Source organism: Mesorhizobium sp. P2_E9 (assembly GCF_056403815.1).
The window spans coordinates 307,386-320,249 of sequence record NZ_JBFUET010000002.1 but is presented as its reverse complement, the minus strand read 5'-3'; the positions used below and the strand labels follow the sequence as shown (position 1 = coordinate 320,249).

Genomic DNA, 12,864 nt, shown 5'->3' with positions numbered 1-12,864 from the left:
GAATCTCGACACATCTTAGGCCACGTCCAGGCAGAGATACTTCAGATCGGTGAAAGCTTCGAGGCCGTGGCGCGAGCCTTCGCGGCCGATGCCGGATTGCTTGACGCCGCCGAAGGGTATCGGCGCGCCGGTGATCTTGACGCGGTTGATGGCGACCATGCCGTAGTCGAGCGCGCGGCCCAGGCGTTGCTGGCGGGCGCCATTCTCGGTCACGACATAGGCGACCAGGCCATATTCGGTGGCGTTGGCGCGCCCGATCACCTCGTCCTCGCTGTCGAACGGCGTCACCGCGGCGACCGGTCCAAAGGTCTCTTCGCGCATGATCAGCGCCTCGTCGGGCACATCGGCCAGCAGTGTCGGTTGGTAGAACAGCGGCCCGGCCTGATGCCGCTTGCCGCCGGCGAGACAGCGCGCGCCGTGGGCGAGAGCATCGGCGACCTGCTCCTCGACCTTGGTAACGGCACGCTCATGCATCAGCGACCCGATATCAATCTTGTCGGCTAGTCCATTGCCGGTCCGCAGCGCCTCGACGCGCTTGGCGAAGGCGGCGCAGAAGCGGTCGTAGAGCGGGCGCTGGACATAGATGCGGTTGGCGGCGAGGCAGTCTTGGCCTGATGTGGCGAATTTGGCGTCGATGGCGATGCTGACCGCCTTGTCCAGATCGGCATCGGCAAAGACGATCAGCGGGGCGTGGCCGCCAAGCTCCATCACCAGCCGCTTCATCGTCGGCGCGCTCTGGGCGGCGATCAGCCTGCCGATCTCGGTCGAGCCTGTAAAACTCATGGCGCGAACGCGCGGATCTTCGCACATCCGGCCAACGATCGTCGCGGCCTTGCCGGTGACGATGTTGAAAACGCCTGGGGGCAGGCCGGCGCGCTCACCAAGCTCAGCCAGCGCCAGCGCCGACAGCGGCGTTTCCGAGGACGGATGCGCGACAATGGTGCAGCCGGCGGCGAGAGCAGCGGCTGCCTTGCGGGTCAGCATCGCCGAGGGAAAATTCCATGGCGTGACGACACCGACAACGCCGAGCGGCTCACGCCGCACCATCATTTCCGCGTTCGGCAGATGGCTGGTGACGCTCTCGGCGTTGAGACGTTTGGCTTCTTCCGCGTACCACTCGACGAAGGAGGCGGCATAATCCATTTCGCCGAGCGACTCCTGCAGCGGCTTGCCTTGTTCCAGAGTCATCAGCAAAGCGAGGTCGTCTTTCGCGGCGATGATCAACTCGAACCATTTTCGCAGGATTTCTGACCGTTTTTGCGGCAGCAGCGACCGCCATGCCGGGAAGGCGCGGGCGGCGGCATCGATCGCTTTCGTCGTTTGCCGCGCATCCAGCGCCGCAACGAAGGCGACGGTGGTGCCGGTTGCGGGGTCGGTGACTTCAAAACTTTCAGCGGCCTCGCTTGCCGTCCAGTGGCCATCGACATAGGCAAGTTCGCGCAGCAGCCGGCGGTCGGCGAGGCGGTCGAGTGCTTCATGGCGATGCGAGCGGGCGAAATGCGCGGACATGGTCGAAGCCTCCCGGTGCGGTCTGATGCGGGAAGACTATCCGCCATGAGCAGACAGAGAGGCTGTTTGGGAGCGCGTTGATAGAGAGTCTCTCTCTATTGCACCGGTCGGGCAGACGATCTCTCCGGCGTTAGGCCGACGCCGGCAACAGGTCGGCTATGGGCAGCGCAATATCGTCCTTCACCGTCTTGATGACGATATAGGTGAAGTAGCGGTCGATGCCGATTTCGCGCTCGAGCAAGCTATCGACCAGCCGCTGATAGGCATCGATGTCGCGCGCCATCACCTTCAGCACATAGTCGACGCCGCCGCCGACCGACCAGCAGGCAACGATTTCGGGGATATCGCGGATGACGCGCTCGAAGCGATCGAAGTCGGCCTGGCGGTGGCTGGCCAGCGTCACCTCCATCAGCACGGTGGCGACCGGCGCCACGACGCGCATGGCGATGCGGGCGTGATAGCCCGAAACGATGCCGGCCTTCTCCAGCTTGCGCAGCCGCATCCAGCAAGGCGTCGGCGACAGCCCGACCTGCTCGGCCAGCGCCAGCTTGGTGATGCGTCCGTCGCGCTGGATGGCGTCGAGGATTTTGAGGTCGATCGGGTCGAGTTTCGCAGCAGTCATCAGCGCCCACTTTTTCGTCCACAGTACCATGATGGCGCATTATTTCGATTGTCAATTGCACTGATTTCGATCTCTAATAAGTCATGACATTGTGGCAACCCGATCCCGCGCTCATCCGGCGGCCAGCCTATCAGTCGCTGGCCGACCAGTTCGCGCGCGCCATCCATGACGGGCGCCTCGCCAACGGCGCGCGGCTGCCGACGCATCGCCGGCTGGCCGACGATCTCAAGCTCTCGGTGCAGACGGTCAGCCGCGCCTATGAGGAATTGATCCGCCGCGGCCTGATTTCAGGTGAGATCGGCCGTGGCAGCTTTGTTCAGACACAGCGCCGCGAGCCGGAGCCGCCCTATCTGCCGGAGCGCCTCGGCGAGGTCATCGATCTCTCCATCCTGAAGCCGGTCTGCGAGCCGATGCATCTGGAGCGGCTGAAACAGGCGCTGGGCTGGCTGGCCGAGAATCTTCCCTCGAGTTCGGCGCTGTCCTTCCGGCCCAATATGGTGTTCCCGCGCCATCGTGCCGTGGCGGTCGAATGGCTGAAACTGTGTGGGCTCGAAACCTCCGCGCAGAACATCAGCCTGACCAACGGCGCCACCGCCGGCATGACGGTGGCGCTGATGAGCGTAGCGCCGCCGGGCTCGACCGTTGCCACCGAGGCGATCGGCCATCACACGCTGGTGCCGCTGGCGCGCTATCTCGGCTTCAACCTCGAAGGCCTGCCGATCGATGATAACGGCCTGATCCCGGAGGCGCTGGACGAGGCCTGCCGGCTTTCCGACATCCGCGCGGTGTTCGTGCAGCCTTCGGTGATCAATCCGACGGCAACGCTGATGGATGCTGGGCGCCGCGCCGAGATCGCCGCGGTTGCACGCAAGCACGACATCGCCATCATCGAGAACGATGTGCTGGGGCCGCTGGTCGAGGACCGGCCGCCGCCGGTCGCCGCCTTTGCCCCGGAACGCACGCTCTACGTCACATCCTTCACCAAGATCACCGTGCCCGGCCTGCGCATTGGCTATCTCGCCGCGCCCGACCGCTATGTCGCAGCGGTCGCCAACCGGCACCTGGTCTCGAACTGGATGGCAACGCCGCTGGTGGCCGAGATCGCCACCAAATGGGTGACCGACGGCACCGCGATGGAACTCGTGCGCTGGCAGCGCGCGGCGTTGAGGCGGCGGCAGGATATCGCCGCCGAGGTGCTTGCCGGGATCGACTATCGTGCTCGGCGCGACGGGCTGCATGTCTGGCTGCAACTGCCCGATGACCGTGCCGAGGAGGGCTTTGTCGCCCAGGCCCGGCTACAGGGCGTGGCAATCGCGCCTGGCACCTCCTTCCGTATTTCCGACGCGCCATGGCATCCGGCGGTGCGCATCTCGCTGGGCTCGACCACCGAGGGGGAACTGCGCGCCGGCCTCGGCGTTGTCACCAAGCTCTTGCTTGGCGATGCGGAACATCTGCTGTTGGCTATCTAGCGAGTGCGCCGCTCTTCGGCACTGTTGCCCAAGAATTGTGCGGAATGGGAAATATTGTCATGATATTATTTTCCCAATTGACATGATTTGGCGCGTTCCGCATCGTTAAGGGCACAGGCTTCTCCAGCACGGGGAAATTCATTGTCCACAACCGCGCCCATCATCAAGATCGACGGCATCTCGAAGAGCTTTGGCAGCTTCAAGGTGCTCGACGGCCTGTCGATGCAGGTCATGCCGCGCGAGAAGCTGGCGCTGATCGGCCCGTCCGGTTCGGGCAAGACGACGATCCTGCGTATCCTTATGACGCTGGAGCGCATCGACGGCGGCCACATCCAGATCGAAGGCGAGCAGCTCTACCACATGGAGCGCAACAGCCAGCTGCTGCCGGCGGACGAACGCCACCTGGCCCGGATGCGCCAGAAGATCGGCATGGTCTTCCAGCTGTTCAACCTGTTTCCGCACAAGAGCGTCATCGACAATGTGACGCTGGCGCCGATGCTGACCAAAGGCATGCCGCGCGCTGCCGCCGAGAAGCGGGCGATGGAACTGCTCGACATGGTCGGCATGGCCGACAAGGCCAAGGCGATGCCGGCGCAGCTATCCGGCGGCCAGAAACAGCGCGTGGCGATCGCCAGGGCGCTCGCCTTGCAACCCAAAATCATGTTGTTCGACGAGGTGACGTCGGCGCTCGACCCGGAACTGGTCGAGGAGGTGCTCAACGTCCTGTGGCGGCTCTGCGCCGAGACCGACATGACCATGCTGCTGGTCACGCACGAGATGGGGTTTGCCCACGACTTCGCCGACCGGGTGCTGTTCTTCGATCGTGGCAAGATCGTCGAGGAAGGCAAGCCCGACGAGATTTTCCGCAATCCCAAGCAGGAGCGCACGCAAGGCTTCCTGAAGAAGATCATCGCGGCCGGACATCGCGTCTGACCGCTTTGCGGGGGCGGAAGATCGCCCCAGACAAACCAAGGCAAGAAGCCAAAACCAAGACAAGAAACAAGGAGTTGGGAACAATGAAGAAACTTGGCATTCTGGCCGGCGTCGCCGGCCTTGCATTGACAGCGGTGCTGGCCGCCTCGACCGCGGGTTCGGCCGATGACAGCAAGCTCGAGCAGTTGAAGGCACAGGGCTTCGCCCGCGTCGCCATCGCCAACGAGCCGCCCTACACGGCGGTCGCCGCCGACGGCAAGGTTTCGGGTGCGGCACCCGATGTGGCGCGCGAGATCTTCAAGCGGCTCGGTGTCGCCGACATTGTCGCCTCGATCTCGGAATATGGCGCCATGATCCCCGGCCTGAAGGCCGGCCGTTTCGATGTCGTTACCGCCGGCCTGTTCATGAAGCCGGAGCGTTGCGCGGCTGTCGCCTATTCCGAACCTGTGCTGTGCGACGCCGAGGCGATGCTGGTGAAGAAGGGCAATCCAAAAGGTTTCAAGAGCTACGAGGACGTCGCCAAGGACACATCAGCCACGATCGGCGCGCCGGGCGGCGGCACCGAGGAGAAGCTGGCGCTCAACGCCGGTGTGCCGCGCGAACGCGTCATCGTCGTGCCGGACGGCCAGAGCGGCCTGAAGATGGTGCAGGACGGCCGCATCGACGCCTATTCGCTGCCTGTCCTGTCGATCAACGATCTGATGAAAAAGGCCAATGATCCCACCCTCGAAGTCATCGCGCCGGTGCAGGGCGCGCCGGTCTATTGCGACGGCGCCGCCTTCAAGAAGGGTGACGAGGCGCTGCGCGATGCCTTCGACGTCGAACTTGCCAAGATGAAGAAGTCGGGCGAGTTCGCCAAGATCATTGAGCCCTACGGCTTCTCGGCTGCGGCCGCGATGTCGACGACGCGCGGCAAGCTCTGCTCGGCCAAGTAGGCGCCCTTCTTCCTTCTCCCCATTTACGGGGAGAAGGTGTCACGAAGTGACGGATGAGGGGTGGCGCCATGCTCTGCTTGGTTCGCGCTGCCCCTCATCTGCCAAACGTTGGAACCTCTAATCGAATGACCCAGTGGTCTGGCTATCTCGGCCTGATAGTGCAGGGAGCGCTTGTCACCATCGAGCTGACGCTGATGGGATCGGTGCTTGCCCTGATCATGGCCTTTCTTGCCGGCATGGGGCGGCTGTCGCGCTTCTTCGTGCTGAGGGCGCTCGCCACTGCCTATATCGAATTCTTCCGCGGCACCTCGATCTTCGTGCAGCTGTTTTTTGCCTATTTCGTGCTGCCGCTGGTGGGCCTCGAATTGACCCCACTGCAAGCCGGCGTGCTCGCGCTGGGTTTGAATGTCGGCGCCTATGCCGCCGAAGTGGTGCGCGGCGCGGTGCAATCGATCGGCCCCGAACAGCACGAGGCCTGCATCGCGCTCAATCTCGGCCGCTGGCAAGGCATGCGCCACGTCATCCTGCCGCAAGCATTTCTGGCGATGCTGCCGACCTTCGGCAACAACGCCATCGAACTGCTGAAGGCCACCTCCGTCGTCTCGCTGATCTCGCTCGCCGATCTGACCTTCCAGGCGCAGGTGGTGCGCGCCCAGACCGGCAACACCATGGTGCCGTTCACCACCATCCTCATCATTTATTTTATCCTGGCGCTGCTCATTTCGTGGGGCGTGCGCTCGCTGGAACGCCGCCTGGCGCGCGGCCTTGATGGGGTGCGCGTCTGATGGAGTGGGACTGGGATTTCGTATGGCAGATCATGCCGACGCTGATCCAGGGGGTGAAGATCACCATCCTGGCGACGCTGCTCGGCTCGGTGCTGGCGGCGATCGTTGGGCTCGGCATCGCGCTCGCGCGCCGCTCGCCCAACAAGGCCTTGTCACGCACCGTCGGCTGGGCGGCCGAATTCATCCGCGGCACGCCGCTTCTAGTGCAGCTCTATTTCATCTTCTATGTGCTGCCCGATATCGGCATTCTTTTGCCGCCGCTTGTCGCCGGTGTCATCGGGCTCGGTCTGCACTACGGCACCTATACGGCGGAAGTCTACCGCGCCGGCATCGACAATGTGCCGCGCGGCCAGTGGGAGGCCGCCAAGGCGTGCAATCTCAGCGCCACGCAGACCTGGATGCACGTCATCATTCCGCAAGCCATCCCGCCGATGATCCCGGCTTTGGCCAATTATTTCATCGCCATGTTCAAGGAGACGCCGCTGCTGTCGGCGATCACCGTGCTGGAACTGATGAACCAGGCGAAAAGCGTCGCCAACACCTACTATCGTTACATCGAGCCGATCACGCTGGTCGGCGCCTTCTTCCTTGCCATCAGTCTCTGCTCGGTCGTGCTGCTGCGCTGGCTGGAACGCCGCTACGGCAAGATCGAGAGGTAGTTCGTGAACCCCTTGCCCGAGATCAAAGTCCACCCGAAACGGCCATCGCTTGATGATCGACCGCTGGAGCGGCGCATCGGCCTGATCATCCTGGCCACCGATCACACCAGCGAACCGGATTTCCGCCGCATGGTGGCGAGCGAGCGCATCGGTGTCTATGTCGCGCGCATTCCCTATGCCAATCCGACGACGCCGGAAAACCTGCGCAAGATGCAGCCGGCGCTGACGGCTGGCGCGGCGCTCATCCTGCCCGACGAGCCACTCGATGCCATCTGCTATTCCTGCACCTCGGCCTCGGTGGTGATCGGCGATGCCGAGATCGAGGCGGCGATCCAGGCCGCCAAGCCCGGCGTTCGCGTGGTCACGCCACCGATGGCAGGCGTGCGCGGGCTGAAGGCGCTGGGGGCGAAAAAGATCAGCATCCTCACCCCCTATACGGTCGAAACCTCCAGGCCAATGGCGGCCTATTTCGCGGCGCGTGGTTTCGAGATCGCCAGCTTCACCTGCCTCGGCTTTGAGGATGACCGCGAGATGGCGCGCATTCCGCCGGCAGTTCTTGTCGATCTCGCGCGTGAGGCCACCGACGCGAGTGCTGACGCATTGTTCGTATCCTGCACGGCGCTGCGCGGTGCGCTCGCGGTTGCGGGAATGGAACAGGCGATCGGCCGCCCTGTGGTCACCAGCAACCTCGCCAGCGCGTGGAATTGTTTGCGGCTTTGCGGGGATGACACCTCCCATCCCGAATTCGGGCGGCTGATGACGCTGCCGCTGGGACAGTAAGATTATGTCCCACATTCACGAGCGACCCCCTCTGGCCTGCCGGCCATCTCCCCCTCAAGGGGGGAGAAAGGCTGCCGCTCGGCTTTCGTCAATCACTGACGTTGCAGGAGGTGCGCTGGCGCCGAAGCTGCCAATCTCCCCCCTCGAGGGGGAGATGGCCGGCAGGCCAGAGGGGGTCGCCCGATGACGAGCGCCGTCGCCCTAATGGACATCCGTAACGCCCGTGACCGTATCTCCGGCAAGGTCGAGCAGACGCCAACTGTTCCGTCCCATAGCCTGTCGGAACGCCTCGGCACCCCTGTCCATCTCAAGCTCGAACACCGCCAGACCACCGGCAGCTTCAAACTGCGTGGCGCCTCGAATGCCATCGCTTCGCTCAGCGCGGAAGAAAAAGCGCGCGGCGTGGTCGCAGCCTCGACCGGGAATCATGGCCGGGCGCTTGCGCATGCGTCAAAGCTCGAAGGCATGCGCGCGGTGATCTGCATGTCGCGGTTGGTGCCCCAGAACAAGCTCGACGAAATCCGCCGGCTCGGCGCCGAAATCCGCATCGTCGGCAACAGCCAGGACGACGCGCAGCAGGAGGTCGAGCGGCTGGTGGCGCAGGAGGGGCTGGTCATGCTGCCGCCCTTCGACCATCCCGCCATCATTGCCGGGCAAGGCACGCTCGGGCTCGAGATGATCGAGCAGGTTCCGGATGCCGCTCTCGTCCTGGTGCAGCTTTCCGGCGGTGGCTTGGCCTCCGGCATCGCCGCGGCCGTCAAGGGCGTCAGCCCCGACACAAGAATCGTCGGCGTCTCGATGGCGCGTGGCGCGGCAATGAAAGCGAGCCTCGATGCCGGCCGGCCGGTGCTGGTCGAGGAACTGCCGACGCTGGCGGATTCGCTCGGCGGTGGCATCGGCCTCGACAATAGGCTGACCTTTGCCATGTGCCGCGATCTGCTCGATGACGTCATTCTGCTAGGCGAGGACGAGATCGCCGCCGGCATCCGCCATGCCTACGCTGAGGAGCGCGAGATCGTCGAAGGCGCCGGCGCCGTAGGCATCGCCGCGCTGCTCGCCGGCAAGGTCGAGGCGAACGGGCCGGTGGTGGTTCTGCTCTCCGGCCGCAACATCGATATGAACGCGCACCGCAACATCATCTGCGGCGAGGCGATCACGGAGCGCGCTGCATGAGCCGGATGACGATCCTCACTGAAGCTGAATTGCGCAAGATCGTGACGCTCGATCTCGACGCCATCACTTGCGTCGAAAACGCTTTTCGCGCGCTGGCAACACTGCCGGTGGCGATGCCGCCAATCCTGCGACTGGATATCCCGGAGCATCGCGGCGAGGTCGATGTGAAGTCCGCTCACGTACCCGGTATCGACGGCTTTGCCGTTAAGATCAGCTCCGGCTTCTTCGACAATCCAAAACTCGGCTTGCCGAGCGGTGGCGGCATGATGGTGCTGCTTTCTGCAAAGACCGGTGTGGTCGAGGCGCTGCTGCTCGACAATGGCTATCTGACCGATGTCCGCACCGCTGCCGCAGGCGCGGTCGCGGCGAAGCATCTGTCGCGCGAAGACTCCACCGTAGCAGCGATCTTCGGCGCCGGTTTGCAGGCAGGTCTGCAATTGGAAGCACTGCGCCTTGTCAGGCCGATCGAGGAAGCGCGCATCTGGGCGCGGGATGCCACCAAGGCCGAAGCCACAGCTGCCCGCTTGCGCGAAAGACTGGGCATCGTCGTGCGCTGTGAAGCCGATGCGGCAAATGCGATTGCCGGCGCCGACATCATCGTCACCACGACGCCGTCGACCGAGCCGCTGATCAAGGCAGGGTTCGTTTCCGCCGGCCAGCACATCACCGCCATGGGCTCGGATGCCGAGCACAAGAACGAGATCGCGCCGGCGATCCTGCGCATGGCCGATCTCTATGTCGCTGACAGCGCTCGCCAGACACGACGGCTGGGCGAACTGCATCATGCCATCGCGGCGGGTGTGATGGCCGCAGATGCAGAGGTGACCGAACTCGGCCAGATCATCGCCGGCGAACGACACGGAAGGCGCTCGGCCAGCGATATCACCATCGCCGATCTGACCGGCACTGGCGTGCAGGACACCGCGATCGCCACGCTCGCCCGTGACCGCGCGCGGTCGGCCAATGCCGGAACGATTTTTGAAAGCTGATGCTGGCCGCGAGGCCCAACAAACGAGGACCAACAAAATGCAGCCAAACCTGAAATTCTCGCGCAGCGAATTTTCGGAGCGCCTGGCCAAAACACGCAAGGCCATGGAAGCCAAAGGCGTCGACCTCTTGATCGTCAGCGACCCTTCCAACATGGCGTGGCTGACCGGTTATGACGGCTGGTCGTTCTACGTGCATCAGGCGGTCATCGTGCCGCCGTCGGGCGAGCCCGTCTGGTACGGCCGCGGCCAGGACGCCAACGGCGCCAAGCGCACCGCCTATCTCGCGCATGACAACATCGTCGGCTATGCCGACCATTACGTGCAGTCGACCGAGCGTCATCCGATGGATTTCTTGTCCAGCGTGCTCGCCGATCGCGGCTGGGGCAAGCTCACCATCGGCGTCGAGATGGACAATTACTGGTTCTCGGCCGCCGCCTTCGCCTCGCTGCAAAAGCATCTGCCCAATGCCCGCTTCGTCGACGCCACCGCGCTGGTCAACTGGCAGCGCGCGGTGAAGAGCCCGACCGAGATCGACTATATGCGCAAGGCCGCCCGCATCGTCGAAGCCATGCACCAGCGCATTGTCGACAAGATCGAAGTCGGCATGCGCAAATGCGATCTCGTCGCCGAAATCTATGATGCCGGCACGCGCGGCGTCGACGGCATTGGCGGCGACTACCCTGCGATCGTGCCGCTGCTGCCGTCAGGCGTCGACGCTTCGGCGCCGCACCTGACCTGGGACGACCAGCCGATGAAGTCGGGCGAGGGCACCTTCTTCGAGATCGCCGGCTGCTACAACCGCTACCACTGCCCGCTCTCGCGCACCGTCTTCCTCGGCAAGCCGACGCAGGAATTCCTCGATGCCGAGAAGGCGACGCTGGAAGGCATGGAGGCGGGGCTTGCGGCGGCGAAACCCGGCAACGCCTGTGAGGACATCGCCAATGCCTTCTTCGCCGTCTTGAAAAAATACGGCATCGTCAAGGACAACCGCACCGGCTATTCGATCGGTCTTTCCTATCCGCCGGACTGGGGCGAACGCACGATGAGCCTGCGCCCCGGCGACCGCACCGAGCTCAAGCCCGGCATGACCTTCCACTTCATGACCGGCCTGTGGCTGGAGACGATGGGGCTGGAAATCACCGAATCCATCCTGATCACCGAATCCGGTGTAGAGTGCCTGGCCAATGTGCCGCGCAAACTGATGGTGAAGAATTGAGCCCGATGCCCAGCCTCCGTCCATCGCCGATCGCGCCGACCGTCGATTTCGAGCGCGACGGCGTCCAGCATGGTTTCCTGCGCTTGCCCTACAGCCGTGACGACTCGGCCTGGGGCTCGGTGATGATCCCGATCTGCGTCATCCGCAACGGCAAGGGGCCGACGGCGCTGCTCTCCGGCGGCAATCATGGCGACGAGTATGAGGGGCCGCTGGCGCTCTACGATCTCGCCCGCACGCTCGATCCCAAGCAGGTCAGCGGCAGTGTGATCATCGTGCCGGCGATGAACTACCCAGCCTTCCGTGCCGGTACGCGCACCTCGCCGATCGACAAGGGCAACATGAACCGCAGCTTTCCCGGTCGGCCGGACGGCACGGTGACGGAAAAGATCGCCGACTATTTCCAGCGTGAGTTGCTGCCCCGCGCCGACATCGTGTTCGACTTCCATTCCGGCGGCAGAACGCTCGATTTCGTGCCGTTCTGTGCGGCCCACACCCTGCCCGACAAGGCACTGGAGCAGAAAGCCTTCGATGCCGTCTCTGCATTCTCCGCACCGTTCTCGATGCGCATGATCGAAATCGACTCGGTCGGCATGTACGACACGGCGGCCGAGGAAATGGGCAAGGTCTTCGTCAGCACCGAGCTTGGCGGCGGTGGCACATCGCGCGCGCAAACCGTACGCATCGCGCGGCGCGGCATTCTCAATGTGCTGCGCCATGCCGGCATTCTGCATGGTGCGGTCGAGAAGACTCGAACCCAGTGGTTGGACATGCCCTCGGGCGATTGCTTCTCCTTCGCCGAAGACGACGGCATGATCGAAACCATGGTCGATCTCGGCGAGCCGGTCGAAGAAGGCGCGGTGCTGGCGCGCATCCATTCCGTTGGCCGCACCGGCATCGCCCCGCAGGAAATCCGGGCAAAGATGTCCGGCATGCTGGCGGCGCGGCATTTTCCTGGCCTGGTCAAGGCCGGGGATTGCGCAGCGGTGGTCGCCGTCGAAGTCGATTGAGGAAGCGGTTTCGGGTCGAGGCTAGTCTCGTACACGAGGATACTCATATCCAGCCTGTTGGTTTTCTATTACGCTGGATACCGCGTGACAGAGGAGCATCGATTGCGCGGATTTGCGGAAAGCCTGATCGAGAGGCCGCAGACAGTGGCGGAGCAGGTCGCCAATGTCCTGCGCGAGGCCATAGCCAGCGGAACCCTGAAGGCCGGCACCGCGCTGCGCCAGGACGAACTGGCCGAGCAGTTCGGCTTCAGCCGCATGCCTATCCGTGACGCCCTTCGCCAGTTGGAAGCCGAGGGCATCGTGTCCATTCACCCGACCAAGGGCGCGCATGTCGCTCGGATGGACGGCGCCGAAATCAGCGAGATCTACGCGGTGCGCGAATTGCTCGAATGCGAGGCGCTCCGGCTGTCCGTACCGGTCCTGTCCGACGGCAGGCTCGACGAAGCCGAACAGGCGCTCGATCAGATCGACGCGGAGCGCAATGTCGGCCGCTGGGGTGCGCTGAACAGGGTTTTTCACCTGTCGCTCTACCATGCCTGCGGCAACCAGCGTTTGCTTGGCCTGATCGAGGCGCATCACAACGCCGCCGACCGCTATGTCCGCATCCTGCTGTCGAACCTCGACTATCGCAACCGCTCGCAGACGGAGCATCGCGACCTGCTGGCCGCCTGCCGCCAGCGCGACGGCAAGAAGGCGGTGAGCGTTCTGCGCCAGCACCTCCGCGAAGGCAGCGAGACGCTCGTCAATGCAATAGAGGGCGGCGGCCTGTCGCGAAAATCCTAGGCCT

Annotated in this window: 13 protein-coding genes; 11 read left to right on the top strand and 2 right to left on the bottom strand. The window is 64.0% G+C overall.

What is annotated here, in order from left to right:
• Positions 1-15: 15 nt before the first annotated feature.
• Both AC1D05_RS04750 and AC1D05_RS04745 read right to left on the bottom strand, forming a co-directional pair.
• Positions 16-1,509: an NAD-dependent succinate-semialdehyde dehydrogenase gene (locus AC1D05_RS04750; RefSeq protein WP_477438682.1), complete on the bottom strand. Its 1,494-nt coding sequence runs from the start codon at positions 1,507-1,509 to the stop codon at positions 16-18.
• 130 nt (positions 1,510-1,639) lie between these two features.
• A complete protein-coding gene (locus AC1D05_RS04745) occupies positions 1,640-2,131 on the bottom strand; it encodes an Lrp/AsnC family transcriptional regulator (protein ID WP_477438680.1) in 492 nt (163 codons plus the stop codon).
• Positions 2,132-2,214: 83 nt separating this feature from the next.
• Between AC1D05_RS04745 and ehuR the strand changes: the two genes are divergently transcribed.
• The 11 genes from ehuR to AC1D05_RS04690 all read left to right on the top strand — a co-directional run bounded on the left by ehuR (position 2,215) and on the right by AC1D05_RS04690 (position 12,860).
• Positions 2,215-3,600, top strand: coding sequence for a MocR-like ectoine utilization transcription factor EhuR (gene ehuR, locus AC1D05_RS04740; protein WP_477438678.1), 1,386 nt, complete (start codon positions 2,215-2,217; stop codon positions 3,598-3,600).
• Positions 3,601-3,741: 141 nt separating this feature from the next.
• Entirely contained in the window at positions 3,742-4,533 is a 792-nt protein-coding gene (gene ehuA, locus AC1D05_RS04735) for an ectoine/hydroxyectoine ABC transporter ATP-binding protein EhuA (RefSeq protein ID WP_477438677.1), read from the top strand.
• An 83-nt stretch (positions 4,534-4,616) separates the two neighbouring features.
• On the top strand, positions 4,617-5,468 hold the full coding sequence (ehuB, locus tag AC1D05_RS04730) for an ectoine/hydroxyectoine ABC transporter substrate-binding protein EhuB (protein WP_477438675.1): 852 nt from the start codon (positions 4,617-4,619) through the stop codon (positions 5,466-5,468).
• Positions 5,469-5,593: 125 nt separating this feature from the next.
• Positions 5,594-6,253: an ectoine/hydroxyectoine ABC transporter permease subunit EhuC gene (ehuC, locus tag AC1D05_RS04725; RefSeq protein WP_477438673.1), complete on the top strand. Its 660-nt coding sequence runs from the start codon at positions 5,594-5,596 to the stop codon at positions 6,251-6,253.
• Positions 6,253-6,912 carry an ectoine/hydroxyectoine ABC transporter permease subunit EhuD gene (ehuD, locus tag AC1D05_RS04720; protein ID WP_477438671.1) on the top strand — a complete coding sequence of 220 codons (660 nt, stop codon included), beginning with the start codon at positions 6,253-6,255 and terminating at the stop codon, positions 6,910-6,912. The genes ehuC and ehuD overlap by 1 nt, the downstream gene beginning before the upstream one ends.
• 3 nt (positions 6,913-6,915) lie before the next feature.
• On the top strand, positions 6,916-7,692 hold the full coding sequence (eutA, locus tag AC1D05_RS04715) for an ectoine utilization protein EutA (protein WP_477438669.1): 777 nt from the start codon (positions 6,916-6,918) through the stop codon (positions 7,690-7,692).
• Positions 7,693-7,875: 183 nt separating this feature from the next.
• Complete coding sequence (gene eutB, locus AC1D05_RS04710; RefSeq protein WP_477438667.1) at positions 7,876-8,865, top strand: hydroxyectoine utilization dehydratase EutB; 990 nt, start codon at positions 7,876-7,878, stop codon at positions 8,863-8,865.
• Complete coding sequence (locus AC1D05_RS04705) at positions 8,862-9,854, top strand: cyclodeaminase (RefSeq protein ID WP_477438665.1); 993 nt, start codon at positions 8,862-8,864, stop codon at positions 9,852-9,854. The genes eutB and AC1D05_RS04705 overlap by 4 nt, the downstream gene beginning before the upstream one ends.
• A gap of 37 nt (positions 9,855-9,891) precedes the next feature.
• The gene (gene doeA / locus AC1D05_RS04700) at positions 9,892-11,070 is read left to right on the top strand and encodes an ectoine hydrolase DoeA (RefSeq protein WP_477438663.1); all 1,179 of its coding nucleotides are present in this window, start codon (positions 9,892-9,894) and stop codon (positions 11,068-11,070) included.
• Positions 11,071-11,075: 5 nt separating this feature from the next.
• Positions 11,076-12,077, top strand: coding sequence for a N(2)-acetyl-L-2,4-diaminobutanoate deacetylase DoeB (gene doeB, locus AC1D05_RS04695; RefSeq protein ID WP_477438661.1), 1,002 nt, complete (start codon positions 11,076-11,078; stop codon positions 12,075-12,077).
• 102 nt (positions 12,078-12,179) lie between these two features.
• Positions 12,180-12,860: a GntR family transcriptional regulator gene (locus tag AC1D05_RS04690; protein ID WP_477438659.1), complete on the top strand. Its 681-nt coding sequence runs from the start codon at positions 12,180-12,182 to the stop codon at positions 12,858-12,860.
• Positions 12,861-12,864: the final 4 nt, after the last annotated feature.